Here is a 19,103-nt window from a genome sequence, read left to right as displayed (position 1 = left end):
GAACCAGACTCACCTGTTTTGCGGTCGCGTGAAGATGCGCACTGATATCGGGAGCGAGCCGCCCACCGGCTGCCAGGATTGCGCAAGACACCGTAAACCCATCCATGGGGGCTTGGTGAAAACATCCCTGTTTTCGACACTTGCTTCACCCGGCACAGATGCGGGCTTGATCGGGCATCGGCTGGCTGGAAGCGTCAAAAACATCAGCCAGGCGCCAAGCGCTCGGAATAGCCAGCCTGAAGTCAAGCGCCCACCGGGTGTCAGGATTGCGCATCGGTGAAAATAAAACCGACAGCCGCTCGGACCAGTCCCCCCTTTGGAAAAGGGGGTTAGGGGGATTCGGTTTTTGACCTGGCCGCGCCGATATATCAGAAGCCGGCCGCCTCTGGCCGCGTTCGAATTCGCCGACGGAGTTTGGTGTGGCTGGGAAGTCTGGCGTAGCGCAGGCGCGCTACACCCCCAGGATCGGTGTCCGACCAGCCAGCCTGATTTTTCACTCTGGCAACTCAAATCTCTACGGCGAAGCGAGGCGACAGGGCTGCGATGACCGTGCGATGACAGGGATGTCATCGACGAGCTTACAGGGACGTACTTGCAGCGTGTCAGCGCGGCCCTGTGACCTCGCGAAAGCTGACCCCTACCTACTCAACCAAACATTAAAACGGTGGCGAGAGACGACGACATCAGGAGAGCTCTGCAGCTTCGGCCTCGGGAAATGATGGCTCGGCAGATTCAATCGGCAGCGACGGCACCACCAAATCCAACGCCTCACGCACCGGAGCAAACGAGCGGCGATGTATCACGGTGGCGCCTCGCTCCTTCAACGCCGCAAGATGCTGCACCGTGGGGTAGCCCTTGTTCTGCGCGAGGCCGTAGCCGGGATACCGCAGATCCATTTCGACTAGCTCGCGATCGCGGGCGACTTTCGCCAGGATCGACGCTGCGGCGATCGCCGGAACGCGGCTGTCACCCTTGATCACCGGCTCGCTGGGCATGGGCAGGATCGGGCAGCGGTTACCGTCTACCAGCACGCGGTCCGGGCGGACCGACAAACCTGCTACGGCGCGCTGCATGGCGAGCATGGTCGCGTGCAGGATGTTGAGCTCGTCGATTTCCTCAACTTCCGCGCGGGCAATGCACCAGGCCAGCGCACGCTCCTGGATCAGCGGAAAGAGCTCTTCGCGGCGGGCTTCGGTAAGTTTTTTGGAATCGTTCAGGCCTTCGATCGGGTTGAGCGGATCGAGGATGACGGCGGCAGTCACCACGGCGCCGCAGAGTGGTCCGCGTCCGACCTCGTCAACGCCCGCAACGGTCTCTCCGTCGGGAACAATCCAGTCCATCACGATCTGGTTCATGCCAACCTGCCCTTCTGTTTCAACAGCTCTATCACTGCGTCGGCCGCGGAATGATCTGCATCGCGGCGCAGCATCTGATGCAGCTTCATGAATTCTGCCTGGGTCGCTTCACGCTCGGGCGTTGACCCCAGGCGCTCAAGCAGTGCAGCGCCCATGGCGTCGGGTGTGGCATCGTCCTGTAGAAATTCGGGAACCACCTCCCTTTTCGCCAACAGGTTGGGAAGCGACACATGCCCAACCCGCACCAGGCGTTTGAGTATACGAAAGGTTAACCCGGCCATGCGGTAGGCGACCACCATGGGCCGCTTGAACAGCATGGCTTCGAGCGTTGCGGTACCTGAGGCGATCAATACTGCGTCGCAGGCGGCGAGTACATCGTGAGCCTGGCCGTCGAGCAACGTAAGCGGTAAGTCCAGACCGCTCTCGGCGATGATGTTCTGCATCTGGATTTTACGTTCAGGACTCGCGCAGGGCATGATAAAACGCAATTGGGGTTGGCGCTCAAGACACCAGGCGGCGGTCTGCAAAAACAACAGGCCCAGCTTGCGCAATTCGCCGTTACGACTGCCCGGCATCAGCGCAACGACTCGCATGTTCTCGTCCAGACCCAGTGTGCTGCGCGCGGCGGCTCTGTCCGGCTCCAGCGGGATCTGATCGGCCAATGTGTGACCTACGCAACGTACCGCCACGCCATGACGTCGGTAGACGTCTTCTTCGAACGGAAACAGGGTGAGCATCAGGTCGGTGGATTTCCGAATACCCAGCACACGTTTTTCGCGCCAGGCCCATACCGACGGACTGACATAGTGCACGGTGGGGATGCCCTCTTCGCGCAGGCGAAGCTCGACACCCAAGGCAAAGTCCGGCGCGTCGATGCCAATGAATACATCCGGTTTCTGCTGTTTCAGCCATTCGACGAGTTCCTTGCGAATACGCAGTAACTCGCGCAGCCTGCCCAGCACTTCAACCAGTCCCATGACGGAAAGCCGCTCCATCGGAACCCGGCTGTGCATGCCTTCGGCGAGCATGCGCGGCCCGCCGATGCCAATGAACTGCGCATCGGGGTATTGCTCTTTTAGCGCGCGGATCAACCCTGCGCCCAGGGTATCGCCGGAGGCCTCACCGGCGACCAGAGCAATACGTAAAGGCGTGTTTTCAGAAAGGGCTGAGCCAAGCATGATCAGCGGGTAATGCCGCGAGTCGACGCCAGGATGGAGTCGCGGTAGAGCGCGACCTCAGGGAAGGTATTGGCGCTTTCTTCTATGTTTTTCAACGCGTCCTGCAAAGTCAGACCCTGCCGATATACCTGCTTGTAGGCGCGTCGCAGTGCCGTGACCACCTCCGGCTGATAGCCGCGCCGACGCATACCTTCGAAATTCATGCCATGCGCATTCGCCGGATTGCCACCCACCATTACGAACGCAGGAATATCCTTGAATACGGCGCTGTTGGCGGCGCTCATCGACCAGGCGCCGATCTGGCAGAACTGGTGAACGGTCGTGTAGCCGCCGAGTATCACCCCGTCACCCACATGCACATGGCCAGCGATAGTCGCATTGTTGGCCATGATGATGTTATTGCCGACTACACAATCGTGCGCCACGTGCACATAGGCCATCAGCAGATTATGACTGCCGATGCGCGTAACACCTTGGTCCTGCACGGTGCCACGATGCAATGTGCACCCCTCACGGATGACGTTGTGGTCGCCGATTTCCAGACGGGTTGGCTCACCGTTGTATTTCTTGTCCTGACAGTCTTCACCCACAGAGGCGAACTGGAATATCCGGTTCGCCTTGCCGATGGTCGTTGGGCCCTTGATCACAACGTGTGAACCAATAACCGTGCCGGCGCCTATTTCGACGTCTGGTCCGATATAGGTCCAGGGTCCGACCTCAACGTCATCAGCGAGCCTGGCAGCAGGATCGACGATGGCCTGGGGGTGAATACCTGTCATACCTTGTGTTCCGCGCAAATGATTTCACCTGAACAGGCCTCCTTGCCGTCCACCGTCGCACGGCAGGCAAACTTCCAGATGCCGCGGCGATTGCTCAGATGCTGTGCTTCGAGCACCAGCTGGTCGCCCGGTACAACAGGCTGACGGAAGCGCAGCTTGTCAGAACCGACGAAGTAATACAGGGTTCCCTCGTCGCTCTTTACGTTCATCATCTTGAACCCGAGCAGGCCGGCCGCCTGAGCCATGGCCTCGATAATCAGCACGCCGGGCATGATCGGGTGCTGCGGAAAATGACCATTGAAGAAGGGTTCATTGACCGAGACATTCTTGTACGCACGGATTTTTTTCGCCTCGAGATCCAGCTCCACCACCCGGTCTACCAGCAAAAACGGGTAGCGGTGGGGCAGGTATTCTCGTATTTCTTTGATATCCATTGGTTTGCATGCCTTGCAGTGAAAATTGAGCGCGTCCGCGCTGATCAGGATTCAGATGAACCCGAAGCGCCTGGGGTCACTGCAGACAGCTCTTTTTCAAGCTGCTGCACACGCTTGAACATGGTATCCAGCTGACGGAAGCGTGCGGCGCACTTTCTCCATTCAGCTGCTGGCTGGATTGCAGTGCCGGAGGAATAGGCACCCGGCTCGGTAACCGAACGGGTCACCATTGTCATGCCACTGATGAAAACGTTGTCACATATCTCGATGTGGCCAACCATTCCGACACCACCAGCGATGGTGCAATACTTGCCGATCCGTGTGCTGCCGGAGATCCCTACACAGGCAGCAATAGCCGTGTGGTCGCCGATCTGCACGTTGTGCGCTATCTGAATCTGATTATCGAGCTTCACCCCGTTGCCAATGGTGGTGCTGGACAATGCGCCACGATCGATGGTCGTGTTGGCACCGACTTCAACATCGTCACCGATGACCACACCGCCTATCTGGGCTATTTTCTGCCACTGACCTTTCTCATTGGCGAAGCCGAACCCCTCAGAGCCAATTACCGCGCCGCCCTGGATCGATACCCGTTCACCAACAATGACGTCGTGATACAGCGTAACCCGTGGCCCCAGCCATCCGCCCTGCCCTATTCTGCTGCGAGCACCCACGTAACAGAGCGCTTCGACAGTGACCCCTGCGCCAATAACGGCACCGGAATCGATCACCGCCCCAGGGCCGATCGAAGCGCCAGGATCGACCTGCGCATCCTCCGCAACAAAGGCCGACGGATGAATTCCGGGCGCCTTTCGTGGTTTGGGATCGAAGTGATGGGATATACGGGCGTAAGCCAGGTAGGGGTCGTCTACAACCAATGCATTACCGGCGTAGTCCGCCGCGTCAACTTCTTTCAGTAGTACGGCCTCGGCCCCGGTTGTACCCAGCATTTTGCGGTAACGGCTATTGGCGAGAAAACTCAGCTGTCCCGGGCCGGCATCCTGCAGAGTTGCCAGCCCGTGGATAACCTTTTCGCCGTTTCCTACCAGGCGCGCGCCAAGCTTTTCAGCCAGGCGCGCGAGAGTGACATCAGTCATTATTGCCTCAGCGGTTCAGGCGTTCAATCACCTGGCGGGTGATGTCAAATTCAGGTTTGACGTCAACTACAGCGCTGCGGTCAATGACCAGATCGTAGTTACCGGAATTGAGGACATCCTCGACAGCCTTGTCCAGCTTCGGCTTGAGCGAATCGAGCATTTCACGGTCAGCCGAGGCCTTGGATTCATTCAGCTCCTTGGACTGGGTCTGGAATTCACGGGCCTTCTGGCGAAATTCCAGCTCAAGCTTCTCCAGCTCGGTCTGATTCAGCTTCTCGCCATCGCGCTGCATCCGCTCCTGCAAACGCTTGGCTTCCGCCTCGAGATTACGCAGACGCTGGAGCTGCGTGCCGAATTTCTTCTCGGCATCGGCTGAATACTTCTTGGCATCATCCGATTCGAGCAGCGCCATCTGATAATCCAGCACCGCGATCTTCATTTCTGCCATAGCCGGAAAACAGGCTAACGCCATGACCGAAAGCACTGCAACTTTGATCAACTTATGCACTTGACCTACTCCTGATTATGCTTGGTTCGAGCCGACTTAGAATGTCTGGCCCAAAGTGAATTGGAAGAACTGGGTGTCATCGCCAGACTCATCGTTGAGAGCCGTACCGAGACTGAATCCTAGCGGACCGAGCGCAGTCAGCCAGGAAAGCCCGACACCAGCGCTGTAACGAATTTCGCCTGCATCAATATCGCCACAACCCGGGTTCTCGGTCCCGCCTTCGTACTGCAGGCTCGTGGTGGAACAGTTCGTATCGAATACGTTACCCGCATCGAGGAATAGCACGGTGCGCAGCGAGCGCTGATCTTCAACAAAGGGCACCGGGAAGATGAGTTCGGCACCCCCGGTAATTTTCACGTTACCACCAAATGGCAAATGGTCCTTGTCTGGATCGGCGCTATTTGGCGTGCTTCGTGGGCCGAGCGAGTTATCGCGGAAGCCCCGTACAGAACCGATACCCCCCGCATAGTAATGTTCATAGAAAGGCACGAACGTGGTGGAGCCATAGCTCTCCGCGTAGCCCAGATTGGTATGTAACCGCAGGGTCAGGCTGTCCGACATGGGAAAGAATTTCTGGCCGCGGTAATCAAGCTTGTAGAACGACAGGTCGCTGCCAGGGATCGTGGTTTCAAGACCCAGCGACTGGGATGAACCGCGATCCGGAAAAACGCCACGATTCAGCGTCGATTGTGACCAGGACGCATTGAACTTGAAGTTGGTGAAAGAGTTGCCTTCGGTATCGAGGAACCGACTGATCTCCTCCACTGTGTAAATACCTTCCTTGATGTCATCCTTCTGTGCACTGAGGCCGAAAGACAGGCGCGAGGTATCGCTGATCGGATAACCGATATTGAAGCCGCCACCGTATGAGTCCACCGCATAGCTGGTGAAATCATAGTTCAGCTCGTCATAGTCGGTGGTCCGGTAGAACGCGTTGTAGCCAAGGCTCACACCGTCAGCGGTGAAGTACGGGTTCATGAAACCAAACGACAGCGCAGACTGATATTCCGAGCGGTTGGCGCTGAAGCTGACGCGGTTACCCGAGCCGAAGAAATTGTTCTGGCTGATCGAGCCGCCAAGGATGAGACCCGTGCCCTGGGCGAAACCGACACTGGCGGTGATTGAGCCGGAGGGTTGTTCCTCTACCGAGTAGTTCACGTCGATCAGATCTTCTGCACCGGGCACCGGAACGGTTTCAACGTCGACTTCCTTGAAGAACCCCAGGCGTTCCAGACGCACCTTGGATTGATCAATCAAATGAGTGGAAGCCCATCCACCTTCCATCTGGCGCATTTCACGCCGCAGTACTTCATCGTCGGTCTTGGTGTTGCCACGGAAGTTGATGCGGTTTACATAAGCGCGATTGCCCGGATCCACGACAAAGGTAACCGATACGGTCTGGTCGTCTTCGTTGATCTCGGGAATGCCATTGACGTTGGCGAAGGTGTAACCCTCATTGCCCAGCCTGCGGCTGATCAGGTCGGAGCTGGCGGTCATTACCTGACGGGAAAACACCTGACCAGGCTCGACCAGCAACAGCTTGCGCACTTCCTCTTCATCGACAACCAGGTCGCCTGACAACTTGACGTCGTCGACAGTGTAACGGTCGCCTTCATCAATATTGACGGTGATATAGACGTTCTGCTTGTCCGGTGTGATAGAGACCTGGGTCGAGGCGACATTCATGTTGATATAGCCGCGGTCCAGATAGTAGGAACGCAGCCGCTCCAGATCACCAGAGAGTTTTTCCCGGGAATACTTGTCGTCGTTACGGAAGAACGACAACCAGCCGGTGGCGCTCAGCTCGAACAGATTTACCAGCTCGTCGGTGGGAAACACACTATTACCGACGATATTGACGTGCTTGATGGATGCCACCGAACCTTCATCGACGATGATTTTCAGTGAAACACGGTTACGCGGCTCGGCTATCACTTCGGTTTCGATATCGGCTGAATAGCGACCCTGGGCTACGTACTGACGCAGCAGCTCATTACGTACCCCCTCGAGCGTTGCCTGCTGGAAAATCTCGCCTTCAGCGAGACCGGCCATGGTCAGACCGTTCAGCAGATCTTCGCTTTTGATCGCCTTGTTACCTTCGAGCTCGATGGACGAGATGGAAGGACGCTCGACCAGGGTAATAACCAGCACATCGCCATCGCGGCCGAGCCGGATGTCTTCGAAGAAACCAGTACGGAAAAGCGAGCGTGAGGCATCAACCAGCTCTGGATCATCGACCTCATCGCCGATGTTGAGGGGCAGTGCAGCGAAAACGCTGCCGGCAGACACACGCTGCAACCCATTGACGCGAATATCGGAGATCCGGAAAGCATCGGCAAAAACTTCCGGCGCCAGGAGTGTCATCAGTAGCGCAGGCAATAGGTAACGTTTCATGAAATCCGTTCTGACTAGCTGTTTATATAATATCTGCCGCGTACGACAGCTCGGGTAGCTGTACTAAAACTACGGTGCCAGGCCATCTTGCATGTCATCCGCCCAGTCGGCTGATGTCGTTATAAATGGCAAAGACCATCACACCCACGATCAGCGTGAGGCCGATTTGCAACCCCCAGGCCTGAATTCGCTCGGACAGCGGCTTGCCCCTGATCCATTCGGCTGAGTAATAAACCAGATGCCCACCATCCAGCACGGGGATAGGCAGCAAGTTCAACACCCCCAGACTGATGCTCAGATAAGCGATGAAACTCAGAAAGCTTTCCGGACCGGACTTGGCTGAAGCGCCCGCCACTTTAGCAATGGTTATCGGGCCACTCAAGTTTTTTGCCGAGACCAGCCCGGTAACCATTTTCTTCAATGAATCGAGGGTCAGTACCGTCATATCCCAGGTTTTGTTGACCGCGACAGGGATAGCCATCAAAGGGTTGTAATCAATGGTGCGGACCATATGGTCGGGCCATTCGAAGGCGTCGACACCTGCGCCAACGAAACCGACCTGCCGATCTTCGGCAGAACGAACTGCCGGGACTACCTCGATCGACAGCCTTTCAGCATCTCGCTGCACCTCAAAAACCAACGGCTCACCGGCACTGGCCTGAATCGCTGGAACGACCTCGCGCACCCAGTCAGTCACGGGCTGACCATTGATCGCCAGGATCAGATCGCCTTTACGCAGACCACCGGCGTAGGCAGCGCCATCTTCGCTCACCTCGCCCAGGCGCGGCGTAATCTGTGGCTGCCAGCTGGTCAACCCCAGCGCGCTGATCGGATCGGGTTGATCTGCACCGCGCAGCCAGTCCTGCAGCTCCAGCGTATAACGCTGCGGAACACTGCTGCCCTCTTCTTTGCCGAGCAGTTGCAGTTGTCCACTTTCACCCAGACGACGGATAAGCTGCAGATTCACGTCATGCCAGCTCCGGGTTTTAACCCCATCAATCTCGATGACCTCCAGGCCCTCGTTCAAGCCTGCGCGTTCGGCAACGCTGCCCGGCGTAACCGGACCCAGAACCGGCGCAACAGTTGTCACGCCGAATACAGCAATCAACCAGAAGGCAACGATGGCCAGAAGGAAGTTGGCAATTGGCCCGGCTGCAACCACCGCAATGCGCTGTTTCACATCCTTGCGGTTGAAGGCTTGATCCAGTTCGGCAGGATCAACAGGGCCTTCGCGCTCATCAAGCATCTTCACGTAGCCGCCAAGCGGTATCGCGGCGATGACATACTCGGTACCGCGCTTGTCATGCCAACGGAACAGTGCGCTGCCAAAGCCCACGGAGAACCGCAACACTTTGACGCCACAGCGCCGGGCTACCCAGAAATGACCATATTCATGAATGGTTACCAGGAGACCGAGGGCTACGACGGTAGCAAGCAGAGTGAAAAGCAGATCCATTTAACGCCTCTTTCGGAGGTCCGCTCGCGCAGACAGCTCCGGTTCAATCTTTGAGCGCCAACCAGTCAGCTGCGTGTTGCCGCGCCAGACGATCAGCCTGAAGAACGTGCTCGAGATCCCGTACCGGCTCGCAAGCCTGACGACTCAGGGTGTGCTCGATAATAACAGGGATCGAGGTAAAGCCAATGCGCCGCGCCAGAAAGGCTTCTACCGCCACCTCATTGGCCGCGTTGAGAATGGCGCAGGCTGTACCGCCGGCTTCGGCAGCCTGCCTGGCCAGGCGAAGGCAAGGGAAGCGCTCTGGATCGGGCGCTTCGAAGTCAAGCCGGGCGACACTGAGCAGATCAAGCGGGCTGACACCCGAGTCGATCCGCTCAGGCCAGGCCAGCGCATGAGCAATGGGCGTACGCATATCAGGATTGCCCATCTGCGCCAGCACCGAGCCATCAACGTAATCCACCAGCGAGTGCACCACACTTTGCGGATGCACAACGATCTCGATCTGGGCCGGACGCGCATCGAATAACCAGCAGGCCTCGATCAGCTCCAGGCCCTTGTTCATCATGCTCGCCGAGTCCACCGAAATCTTCTGGCCCATCGACCAGTTTGGATGAGCACAGGCCTGTTCCGGGCTAACGCTTTCGAGTTGCTCGCGGCTGAAATCACGAAACGGACCGCCGGAAGCAGTGAGCAGAATACGCCGCACACCTACCCGCTGAAGCCCATCCGGGTAGCGTTCGGGCATGCATTGGAATATGGCGTTGTGCTCACTATCAATGGGCAACAACCGCGCGCCGGACGTCTTTACAGCATCCATCAACAGGGCGCCGGCCATGACCAGCGCTTCCTTGTTTGCCAGCAGAACCTTTTTACCAGCATGCGCCGCTGCCATCGTCGGTTGCAGGCCAGCAGCCCCGACGATCGCAGCCATGACGACGTCGGTCTGTTCATGCGCAGCGACCCAGGCCAGCGACTCAGCCCCGTGCAGTACTTCGGTCAGCGACCCCGCGGCCGATAACGTGGCCTGCAAGGCTTGCGCCCGGGTCTGATCAGCGACAACGGCGTAACGCGGCTGGTGCGTCACGCATTGCTCGGCCAATTCACGCATGCGGCTATGCCCGGTCAGGGCAAACACCTTGTAGCGGTCAGAATGCCTAGCAATGACGTCGAGGGTGCTGACACCGATCGAGCCGGTAGCACCTAATACGCTGATCCAGGTAGACCTCACCCCAGCGTGCTCCCGATAAACAGCCAGTACAGAGCGAAAACCGGGATGGCTGCGGTAAGACTGTCGACCCTGTCCATTACACCGCCATGGCCGGGGAGCAGATTGCTGCTGTCCTTGAGTCCCTGCTCACGCTTGAACAGGCTTTCAGTCAGATCACCGACGACAGAGAACAACACCACAAGCAAGGCACCGAGAAGTCCCAGCATCACCGCCGCCACATCCCAGCCCAGATAGATCAGGGCAATCAGCGTCAGCAGCTGAGTAAAGAGCACACCGCCCAACAACCCCTCAAGGGTTTTACCGGGACTTACTGCCGGACGTAGCTTGCGGCGACCCCAAGTCTTACCCGCGAAATAGGCGCCAATATCCGCGCCCCAGACCAGAATCATGGTCGCCAGAATCAGCCATAATCCATTGTCCTGCGCCTTGAGCCACACCAGGCCATACCAGGCGGGAAGCAGCACCAGCAACCCGAACAGTTGGCACATCATCGACCCGCTCCACAGACCGCGTCCCTTGGGATAACGCATGACCAGCACCGTAGCGACTATCCACCAGGCAAGCGCGGGCAGCAGGACATATTGCGCAGGCCAGGCGTCCCGGTACAGCCCAGCCAGCAACAGCGCCACTGCGACAGCGTAGATAACGCGGCCTTTCTGAGTCGTTTCACCACCGAGCCGCGCCCATTCCCAGGCTGCAAGCGTCACAATCACACCAACAAATAATGCAAACCAGGCGCCATCCAGCAATACAAAACCGGCAATGGCCAGCGGTGCAAGGATCACTGCGGTTATTACACGCTGCATCAGCATCAGGATTCCGCCACTATTTGTTCGCTGGTTTTACCAAAACGGCGTTGACGGCCGGCGAAATCAGCCAACGCGCCGCGCATGGCATCATGCTTGAAGTCTGGCCAATAGAGATCGGAGAAGTACAGTTCGGCATAAGCGAGCTGCCACAACAGGAAATTGCTGATGCGTCGCTCACCGCCGGTACGAATACACAGATCAGGGAGGGGCCACTCCCCCGTGCTCAAGCGCGCCTGAAAATCGTCTTCAGTGATCGCCGAGGCGTCAAGCCGACCGGCAGCCGCATCACTGGCAAGCGCTTTCGCAGCCTGGGTCATATCCCATTTGCCGCCGTAGTTTGCTGCGACGACCAGCGTCATCCGACGGCCCTCAGCTGTGAGCGCCTCAGCATCTGCCATGGCCTTCTGAAGGTCAGCCGAGAATCTGGAACGATCACCAATGAGGCGCAAGCGAATCCCGTTGTCACTCAGCTTGCGCACTTCCCGCCGTAACGCGCGCAGGAACAGCTCCATCAGCGCGCCGACTTCTTCTTCAGGGCGGCTCCAGTTCTCACTGGAAAAGGCAAACAGGGTAAGCACCTCGACACCCTCTTCGGCACATACTTCGATCACCGCGCGGACGGCATCGACGCCCGCCTTGTGACCGGCCACCCCTGGCATAAAACGTTTGCGCGCCCAACGATTGTTGCCATCCATGATGATGGCAACATGCCGCGGATTGTCAGATGATGAAGGGCTGATAGCTGTCTGTTGTTTCATGTCATGACGTGGGAAGAGGACCTTAGATGGCCATCAAATCCGCTTCCTTGGCTTCCAGTGCCTTGTCGACCTCGGCGATGAATTTGTCTGTCAGCTTCTGCACCTCATCAGCGGCACGACGCTCTTCGTCCTCGCTGATTTCTTTTTCTTTCTGCAGATCCTTCAGCTGCCCCAGAGCATCGCGACGGATATTTCGCACGGCTACCCGGGCATTCTCGGCCTCGGAGCGAGCCTGCTTGGTGTAGCCCTTGCGGGTTTCTTCCGTCAAGGCAGGCATCGGCACACGAATAGTAGTGCCTGCAGTTGCCGGGTTAAGGCCCAGGTCAGAGGTCATGATGGCCTTTTCAACGGCCTGAATCATGCTCCGGTCAAACACGGTAAGCGCCAGGGTCCGGGAATCTTCAACGTTCACGTTGGCAACCTGGCGCAACGGCGTGTCGGCTCCGTAGTAGGAGACCACTACCGTGTCGAGAATGCTCGGATGAGCGCGACCGGTGCGAATCTTGGCAAACGCATGCTCCAGCGATTCGACCGACTTCTTCATGCGCTCCTGCGCGTCTTTCTTGATTTCATTGATCATTACTAGTCCTCGATCAGAGTTCCCTCGGCGCTTCCCACTACTGCATTCAGCAGCGCGCCGGGCTTGTTCATATTAAATACCCGTAACGGCATCTTGTGATCGCGGATCAGGCAAATGGCGGTGAGATCCATCACACCCAGCTTGAGATCCAGGACCTGGTCATAGGTCAGCTTGTCGAAACGTTCGGCGTTCGGGTCTTTCATCGGATCAGCGTTGTATACCCCGTCAACCTTGGTGGCCTTGAGCACCACATCGGCATCCACTTCGATGCCCCGCAAACAGGCGGCAGTGTCCGTAGTGAAGAAGGGGTTGCCGGTACCGGCGGAAAATATTACCACGTCGCCACCCGCAAGATAGCGCATGGCCTTGCGGCGATCGTAGTGCTCGGTGACCCCTTCCATGGTAATGGCGGACATTACCCTGGTCTGGATATTAGAGCGCTCCAGCGCGTCACGCATGGCCAGGCCGTTCATGACAGTAGCCAGCATCCCCATGTGGTCACCTGTAACGCGGTCCATGCCAACGGCATGTAGCGCAGCGCCACGGAACAGGTTACCGCCACCGATCACCAGGCCAACCTGGACGCCAATACCTACCAGCTGCCCCACTTCAAGGGCCATGCGATCCAGAACCTTTGGATCAATACCGAACTCCTCAGTGCCCATCAGCGCTTCACCGCTGAGTTTGAGAAGGATCCTTTTATACTTGGGCTGGCGACTGCTAGGTACCTGGGCCATGCTTGACTCTCCTGCTGTGGGGATGGAGAAAAACTCAACAAGTCTCACCATGGGAGCGCTGCTCAGCAGCCTCCCTAGACACTCGGGATGATTACTTGTTCAGTGTTTCCTAAAAAAGAGGCCTCCCGCCTACGCGGGAAGCCTCTGATCAACCATATTACAGACGCCCTGTCAGAGCGACTGCTGCGCGCCGGTTAAACGACACGGATCTTACTTCTTGGACGCTTCGAGCTGGGCCGCAACCTCTGCAGCGAAGTCAACTTCGGCGCGCTCGATACCTTCACCTACTTCGAAACGAACGAAGGAAACAATCTCAGCACCGGCTTTCTTGGCCAGCTCACCCACCTTGACTTCAGGATCCTTGACGAACTGCTGGTCGATCAGGCTGGCTTCGGACAGGAACTTGTTGATCCGGCCTTTGACCATGTTCTCAACGATATTTTCCGGCTTACCGGCGATCTTCTCTGCGTTCAGTGCCAGGAATATTTCCTTTTCCTTGGCGACCGCTTCCTCGGAAACCTGGGAAGGATCGAGGAACTGTGGGTTGCTGGCCGCTACGTGCATGGCGATGTCGCGCGCCAGCTCAACAGTGCCACCGTTCAGGGTGACGACAACACCGATACGATGACCGTGCAGGTAAGCGCCAATTACGTCGCCCTCAATGCGGGTCAGACGACGGATATTGACGTTTTCGCCCGTCTTGGCCACCAGCGCTTCACGCGCGCTTTCCTGATCAGCGATCAGCGGAGTGGCATCGGTGTAACCAGCAGCAAAGGCCTTCTCCAGAGTCTCGTTAACAAAACCTTTGAAGTCATCCTGCAACGCCAGAAAGTCGGTCTGTGAGTTTACTTCGATGATCACAGCAGTCTTGTTGTCGTCAGCGACCTTGACAGCGATAGCGCCTTCAGCAGCGATATTGCCTGCTTTTTTCGCAGCTTTGATCGAACCGGCAGCACGCATGTCATCAATGGCTTTTTCGATATCGCCGCCGGCAGCGTTGAGTGCCTTTTTGCAATCCATCATGCCCTGGCCAGTGCGCTCGCGCAGTTCTTTAACCATGGCTGCAGTAATCTGTGTCATAGAGATATTCCTCTGAATTGCTTGATTTTTAGCTGCCCGGGAGATTCGCAGGCAGCCATATCAGTGTTGCAAAAAGATGTGGCAAAAAAGGGGGCATAGCCCCCTTTTTAGTACGGCATGAACCTAGCCGTGAGCCCTTAGCCCTGAGGTGCCTCAGCAGCAGGAGCGGACTCTTCAACGAACTCATCGGCGCCGCCGGTGTTGTTCTTGCCGCTCAGCACTGCATCAGCCATGGCTGCTGCGTACAGACGGATCGCACGGATAGCGTCGTCGTTGCCGGGAATGACGTAATCGATGCCGTCCGGGCTGCTGTTGGTATCGACGATGCCGATAACCGGGATACCCAGCTTGTTGGCTTCGGTGATAGCAATGCGCTCGTGCTCAACGTCGATAACGAACATGGCGTCGGGCAGGCCGCCCATATCCTTGATACCGCCCAGACCACGATCCAGCTTTTCCAGATCGCGAGTGCGCATCAGCGCTTCTTTCTTGGTCAGCTTGGTAAAAGTACCGTCCTGAGACTGCACTTCAAGATCACGCAGACGCTTGATGGAAGCACGGATGGTCTTGTAGTTGGTGAGCATGCCGCCCAACCAGCGGTGATCGACATAGGGCATGCCGGCACGGGTGGCTTCTTCAGCAATGATCTTGCTGGCAGCGCGCTTGGTACCAACGAACAGCAGCTTGTTCTTACCGGAAGCCAGCTTTTCTACGAAGCTCAGAGCGTCGTGAAACAGCGGCATGGTTTTTTCAAGGTTGATGATGTGAATCTTGTTGCGAGCGCCGAAGATATACTTGCCCATCTTCGGGTTCCAGTAACGGGTCTGGTGGCCGAAGTGCGCACCGGCCTTCAGCATATCGCGCATTGATACTTGAGTCATGACAGCTCCAATATATATCGGGTTGAGCCTCCACGTATCCCATAGTCCAACCCCGGAGGGCACCCAGGACAATGTGTCGATACGTGTGCGGTTTCAGTTTTCGCCTGGTGCAAGATAGCTGCGTTCTCTCAGGCGCGGCGCTTTATACCATATCGAGAGGGCTGCGGAAATAAGAAGTTGCCGGACGGTCACCTCCGCGGCTCCAGGCATGGCTGATGAACACACCCTGGCATGTCTGGTAAACTGTGTGGCTTGTTCAGCCCCTACGCCAGTTCAGGCGTCGTAAACGAGAGAGCCCAATCATGACAGTTACCATCAAGACTCCGGAAGATATCGCCGGCATGCGCATCGCTGGTCGGCTGGCCGCTGAAGTACTGGAGATGATCGGTGAGCATGTCAAACCGGGCGTCACAACGGAGGAGCTGGACCGTATCTGTCACGACCACATCGTCAACGTGCAGAAGGCCATCCCTGCACCTTTGAACTACGGCGGCGCTCCCGACCGGATCCCTTTCCCCAAGTCCATATGCACCTCGATCAACCACGTGGTCTGTCATGGCATCCCGAACGAAAAACCGTTAAAGAGTGGCGACGCGCTCAATATCGATGTCACTGTTATCAAGGATGGTTACCACGGCGACACCAGCAAGATGTTTCTGGTCGGTGACGTACCCGAATGGATGGAGCGGCTCGCCAGGGTGACACAGGAGTGTATGTATAAAGGTATTTCGGTGGTCCGCCCCGGTGCTCGCCTGGGAGATATCGGGCATGTGATCCAGACCCATGCGCACGCCAACCACTACAGTGTCGTGCGTGAATATTGTGGTCATGGCATTGGCAAGGTATTCCACGAGGAGCCCCAGGTGCTGCATTATGGCCGCGCCGGCACCGGCATCGAATTGAAAGAAGGTATGATTTTCACCATCGAGCCGATGATCAATCAGGGCCGCGCCGAAACCCGCCTGCTCGGCGATGGCTGGACCGCCATCACCAAGGACCGCAAGATGTCCATGCAGTGGGAACACACTGTACTGGTTACCGCCGACGGCTATGAAGTGCTCACCCTGCGCGGGGAAGAAAGCTTCAGGTAACCGGCACACGCCATACCGAGGATATTACCGTGGATCACGAACTTTTCGACCGGGGCCAGTTTCAGGCTGAGCTGGCCTTGAAGAGCAGCCCTGTGGCTGCCTTCAAGAAAGCCATCAAGCATGCTGACCACATCCTCAAGGTGCGCTTCAATGGCGGCCGCGACATCCGCAAGCTGGTGCATGACCGGGCCTGGTTTACCGACCAGATACTCACCCAGGCCTGGAGTCGACTCGCCTGCGCGCAGGATCCGAATATCGCGCTGCTGGCCGTGGGCGGCTATGGTCGCGGTGAGCTGCACCCCCATTCCGATATCGACCTGCTGATTCTGCTGCGTGACGACAATGCAGACGCCTACCGTGACTCCATCGAACAGTTTCTGATGCTGCTCTGGGATATCGGTCTGGAAGTAGGTCAGAGTGTGCGTTCGGTTACTCAGTGCCAGGAAGAGGCACGTGCCGATATTACCGTCATTACCAACCTGATGGAGTCGCGCACCCTTGCCGGCGGCGAGGACCTGCGTCAGGCGATGATCGCCAACATTGGCACCGATAAAATGTGGAGCGACGCTGAGTTCTTCCGTGCCAAGCGGGCGGAGCAGCAGGCGCGCCACGCCAAGTTCAACGACACTGAATATAACCTCGAGCCCAACGTCAAGGGCTCCCCTGGCGGGCTGCGGGACATCCAGACCATCGGCTGGGTGGCGTTGCGGCACTTCGGCACCAGCGATCTGCGCCAACTGGTTGATCGCGGTTTCGTCAATGAATCGGAGTATCAGATTTTGGCATCCGGCCAGGCCTTCCTGTGGAAGGTACGCTTCGCCCTGCACCATCTGGCTGGCCGTGCAGAAGACCGCCTGCTGTTCGACCATCAGCGCGCCCTCGCGAGGTTGCTGGGTTATGAGGATAACGACACCAAACTCGGCGTTGAAAGCTTCATGCAGCGCTACTTTAGGGTGGTGATGTCCCTGTCGCAGCTGAATGACCTGCTGATGCAACACTTCGAGGAAATCCTTCTGCGTGATGCCGAAGCCGCGGACATCACCCCGCTCAATGCTCGCTTCCGGATCCGCGATCATTACATTGAAGTGACTGACGAGCAGGTATTCAAACGCACACCCTCCGCGCTGCTGGAAATTTTCCTGCTGATGGCCCAGCACGTCGAAATCCGGGGAGTACGCGCCGGGACCATCCGCCTGTTGCGCGACCACCGGCATCTTATTGATGATGACTTTCGCAACGATATTCAGAACACCAGTCTGTTCATCGAGCTGCTGCGTTGCCGGCAAGGGATCCACCGCAACCTGCGGCGAATGAATCGCTACGGCATCCTGGGCCGCTACCTGCCGGAATTTGGCAAGATTGTCGGGCAGATGCAGCACGATCTTTTCCATATCTATACGGTCGATGCCCATACGCTCAACCTGATCAAGCATTTGCGCAAGCTCGGTTATGCCGACTATCAGGAGAAGTACCCGCTGGCATGGCGCATATTCAACCGCCTGCCCAAACCGGACCTGCTGTATATGGCCGGCCTGTATCACGATATCGCCAAAGGCCGGGGTGGCGACCACTCCGAGTTGGGCGCGGTGGATGCGGAGATCTTCTGCAAGCGTCACAAGCTGCCGGCCTGGGACACCCATCTGGTCAGCTGGCTGGTGGGCAATCACCTGCTGATGTCCACCACGGCGCAGCGCAAGGACATTTCCGACCCGCAGATCATTCACGATTTCGCGCTGCGCGTGGGCAATCAGGTACGCCTGGATTATCTGTACGTATTGACCATCGCCGACATCAATGCCACCAACCCGACCCTGTGGAATTCGTGGCGCGCCTCCCTGCTGCGCCAGCTGTATACCGAAACCAAGCGCGCACTGCGCCGCGGGCTGGAAAACCCACCCAACCGCGACGAGCATATCCATCAGACTCAGCAGGCCGCACTGGACATTCTGGTGCGCAGCGGCATAGACGAAGAAGACGTCGAGGCGCTCTGGGAATATCTGGGAGAGGATTACTTCCTTCGTCATACCGCCAACGATATCGCCTGGCACACGGAGGCCATCGCCCAGCATGCTGACAAGCATGTACCGCTGGTCCTGATCAAGGAAACCGCTCAGCGCGAATTTGAAGGGGCTACCCAGATCTTCATCTATACGCCCGAACAGAACGACCTGTTTGCAGCGACGGTTGCCGCGATGGACCAGCTTAATCTGAGCATTCAGGATGCCCGGGTCATTACCTCGACGGGGCGTTTCAGCCTGGACAACTACATTGTCCTGGACGCCGATGGCGAATCCATCGGCGATAATCCTGAGCGCGTCCGACAGATCAAACGCGGCCTGGTCGAGGCTCTGTCTGATCCTGATTCCTATCCGTCCATCATCCAGCGCCGCGTCGCGCGTCAGCTGAAGCATTTTGCCTTCCCCCCCGAGGTCACCATCTTCAATGATCACGGGGGCCAACACACGATTCTCGAGCTCAGCGCACCTGACCGCCCCGGCTTGTTGGCGCGGATGGGCAAGATTTTCCTGGACTTCGATATCAGCGTGCAGAACGCCAAGATCGTGACCCTGGGTGAGCGTGTGGACGACGTATTCGTTCTCACCGACGCGAACAACGAGCCACTATCGGACCCCGATCTGTGCGCGCGCTTGCAGTCCACTATTGTCGAAACCCTGGGCAATACCCAACAACCAGATACCAGCCGCTCGCGTGATATCGCGACCGGGCATTGAGGACCG

The 19,103-nt window shown here is 57.5% G+C and carries 17 protein-coding genes; 2 read left to right on the top strand and 15 right to left on the bottom strand.

Going from position 1 to position 19,103, the window contains the following annotated elements; all coding sequences use genetic code 11:
* Positions 1-683: 683 nt before the first annotated feature.
* From rnhB to rpsB, 15 genes are all read right to left on the bottom strand, one after another.
* Positions 684-1,340, bottom strand: coding sequence for a ribonuclease HII (gene rnhB / locus FZE95_RS09770; RefSeq protein WP_397387127.1), 657 nt, complete (start codon positions 1,338-1,340; stop codon positions 684-686).
* Positions 1,341-1,351: 11 nt separating this feature from the next.
* Complete coding sequence (gene lpxB / locus FZE95_RS09765; RefSeq protein ID WP_150300697.1) at positions 1,352-2,533, bottom strand: lipid-A-disaccharide synthase; 1,182 nt, start codon at positions 2,531-2,533, stop codon at positions 1,352-1,354.
* Positions 2,534-2,535: 2 nt separating this feature from the next.
* A complete protein-coding gene (gene lpxA, locus FZE95_RS09760; RefSeq protein WP_150300696.1) occupies positions 2,536-3,312 on the bottom strand; it encodes an acyl-ACP--UDP-N-acetylglucosamine O-acyltransferase in 777 nt (258 codons plus the stop codon).
* Positions 3,309-3,746: a 3-hydroxyacyl-ACP dehydratase FabZ gene (gene fabZ, locus FZE95_RS09755; RefSeq protein ID WP_150300695.1), complete on the bottom strand. Its 438-nt coding sequence runs from the start codon at positions 3,744-3,746 to the stop codon at positions 3,309-3,311. The genes lpxA and fabZ overlap by 4 nt, the downstream gene beginning before the upstream one ends.
* A gap of 44 nt (positions 3,747-3,790) precedes the next feature.
* Positions 3,791-4,843, bottom strand: coding sequence for a UDP-3-O-(3-hydroxymyristoyl)glucosamine N-acyltransferase (gene lpxD / locus FZE95_RS09750; RefSeq protein WP_397387125.1), 1,053 nt, complete (start codon positions 4,841-4,843; stop codon positions 3,791-3,793).
* A gap of 7 nt (positions 4,844-4,850) precedes the next feature.
* Positions 4,851-5,351 carry an OmpH family outer membrane protein gene (locus FZE95_RS09745; protein ID WP_150300693.1) on the bottom strand — a complete coding sequence of 167 codons (501 nt, stop codon included), beginning with the start codon at positions 5,349-5,351 and terminating at the stop codon, positions 4,851-4,853.
* A gap of 36 nt (positions 5,352-5,387) precedes the next feature.
* Positions 5,388-7,745, bottom strand: coding sequence for an outer membrane protein assembly factor BamA (gene bamA, locus FZE95_RS09740; RefSeq protein ID WP_150300692.1), 2,358 nt, complete (start codon positions 7,743-7,745; stop codon positions 5,388-5,390).
* Positions 7,746-7,839: 94 nt separating this feature from the next.
* Positions 7,840-9,201: a sigma E protease regulator RseP gene (gene rseP / locus FZE95_RS09735; protein ID WP_150300691.1), complete on the bottom strand. Its 1,362-nt coding sequence runs from the start codon at positions 9,199-9,201 to the stop codon at positions 7,840-7,842.
* A 43-nt stretch (positions 9,202-9,244) separates the two neighbouring features.
* Complete coding sequence (gene ispC / locus FZE95_RS09730; RefSeq protein WP_150300690.1) at positions 9,245-10,429, bottom strand: 1-deoxy-D-xylulose-5-phosphate reductoisomerase; 1,185 nt, start codon at positions 10,427-10,429, stop codon at positions 9,245-9,247.
* The gene (locus FZE95_RS09725; protein WP_150300689.1) at positions 10,426-11,241 is read right to left on the bottom strand and encodes a phosphatidate cytidylyltransferase; all 816 of its coding nucleotides are present in this window, start codon (positions 11,239-11,241) and stop codon (positions 10,426-10,428) included. The genes ispC and FZE95_RS09725 overlap by 4 nt, the downstream gene beginning before the upstream one ends.
* The gene (gene uppS / locus FZE95_RS09720; protein ID WP_150300688.1) at positions 11,241-11,996 is read right to left on the bottom strand and encodes a polyprenyl diphosphate synthase; all 756 of its coding nucleotides are present in this window, start codon (positions 11,994-11,996) and stop codon (positions 11,241-11,243) included. Before uppS ends, FZE95_RS09725 begins: the two co-directional genes overlap by 1 nt.
* A 22-nt stretch (positions 11,997-12,018) precedes the next feature.
* A complete protein-coding gene (gene frr, locus FZE95_RS09715; RefSeq protein ID WP_150300687.1) occupies positions 12,019-12,576 on the bottom strand; it encodes a ribosome recycling factor in 558 nt (185 codons plus the stop codon).
* Between the two features lie 2 nt (positions 12,577-12,578).
* Entirely contained in the window at positions 12,579-13,313 is a 735-nt protein-coding gene (gene pyrH / locus FZE95_RS09710; protein WP_150300686.1) for a UMP kinase, read from the bottom strand.
* Between the two features lie 210 nt (positions 13,314-13,523).
* Positions 13,524-14,393 carry a translation elongation factor Ts gene (gene tsf / locus FZE95_RS09705; RefSeq protein ID WP_150300685.1) on the bottom strand — a complete coding sequence of 290 codons (870 nt, stop codon included), beginning with the start codon at positions 14,391-14,393 and terminating at the stop codon, positions 13,524-13,526.
* Between the two features lie 137 nt (positions 14,394-14,530).
* Entirely contained in the window at positions 14,531-15,274 is a 744-nt protein-coding gene (gene rpsB / locus FZE95_RS09700) for a 30S ribosomal protein S2 (RefSeq protein WP_150300684.1), read from the bottom strand.
* Between the two features lie 302 nt (positions 15,275-15,576).
* Here rpsB and map point away from each other — a divergent pair, with 302 nt between their 5' ends.
* Together map and FZE95_RS09690 are read left to right on the top strand one after the other, a co-directional pair.
* A complete protein-coding gene (gene map / locus FZE95_RS09695; RefSeq protein WP_150300683.1) occupies positions 15,577-16,365 on the top strand; it encodes a type I methionyl aminopeptidase in 789 nt (262 codons plus the stop codon).
* Positions 16,366-16,394: 29 nt separating this feature from the next.
* A complete protein-coding gene (locus tag FZE95_RS09690; protein ID WP_263398685.1) occupies positions 16,395-19,097 on the top strand; it encodes a [protein-PII] uridylyltransferase in 2,703 nt (900 codons plus the stop codon).
* The last annotated feature ends 6 nt before the right edge of the window (positions 19,098-19,103 follow it).

Origin of the sequence: Pseudomonas profundi (assembly GCF_008638305.1) — a bacterium.
Classification (GTDB): Bacteria; Pseudomonadota; Gammaproteobacteria; order Pseudomonadales; family Pseudomonadaceae; genus Halopseudomonas; species Halopseudomonas profundi.
This window is presented reverse-complemented; position numbering and strand designations above follow the sequence as displayed.

Bases quoted from the DNA above. Each gene is read 5' to 3' on its own strand.
- rnhB (WP_397387127.1), bottom strand. From the start codon at position 1,340: ATGGACTGGATTGTTCCCGACGGAGAGACCGTTGCGGGCGTTGACGAG.
- lpxB (WP_150300697.1), bottom strand. From the start codon at position 2,533: ATGCTTGGCTCAGCCCTTTCTGAAAACACGCCTTTACGTATTGCTCTG.
- lpxA (WP_150300696.1), bottom strand. From the start codon at position 3,312: ATGACAGGTATTCACCCCCAGGCCATCGTCGATCCTGCTGCCAGGCTC.
- fabZ (WP_150300695.1), bottom strand. From the start codon at position 3,746: ATGGATATCAAAGAAATACGAGAATACCTGCCCCACCGCTACCCGTTT.
- lpxD (WP_397387125.1), bottom strand. From the start codon at position 4,843: ATGACTGATGTCACTCTCGCGCGCCTGGCTGAAAAGCTTGGCGCGCGC.
- bamA (WP_150300692.1), bottom strand. From the start codon at position 7,745: ATGAAACGTTACCTATTGCCTGCGCTACTGATGACACTCCTGGCGCCG.
- rseP (WP_150300691.1), bottom strand. From the start codon at position 9,201: ATGGATCTGCTTTTCACTCTGCTTGCTACCGTCGTAGCCCTCGGTCTC.
- FZE95_RS09725 (WP_150300689.1), bottom strand. From the start codon at position 11,241: ATGCTGATGCAGCGTGTAATAACCGCAGTGATCCTTGCACCGCTGGCC.
- uppS (WP_150300688.1), bottom strand. From the start codon at position 11,996: ATGAAACAACAGACAGCTATCAGCCCTTCATCATCTGACAATCCGCGG.
- frr (WP_150300687.1), bottom strand. From the start codon at position 12,576: ATGATCAATGAAATCAAGAAAGACGCGCAGGAGCGCATGAAGAAGTCG.
- pyrH (WP_150300686.1), bottom strand. From the start codon at position 13,313: ATGGCCCAGGTACCTAGCAGTCGCCAGCCCAAGTATAAAAGGATCCTT.
- tsf (WP_150300685.1), bottom strand. From the start codon at position 14,393: ATGACACAGATTACTGCAGCCATGGTTAAAGAACTGCGCGAGCGCACT.
- rpsB (WP_150300684.1), bottom strand. From the start codon at position 15,274: ATGACTCAAGTATCAATGCGCGATATGCTGAAGGCCGGTGCGCACTTC.
- map (WP_150300683.1), top strand. From the start codon at position 15,577: ATGACAGTTACCATCAAGACTCCGGAAGATATCGCCGGCATGCGCATC.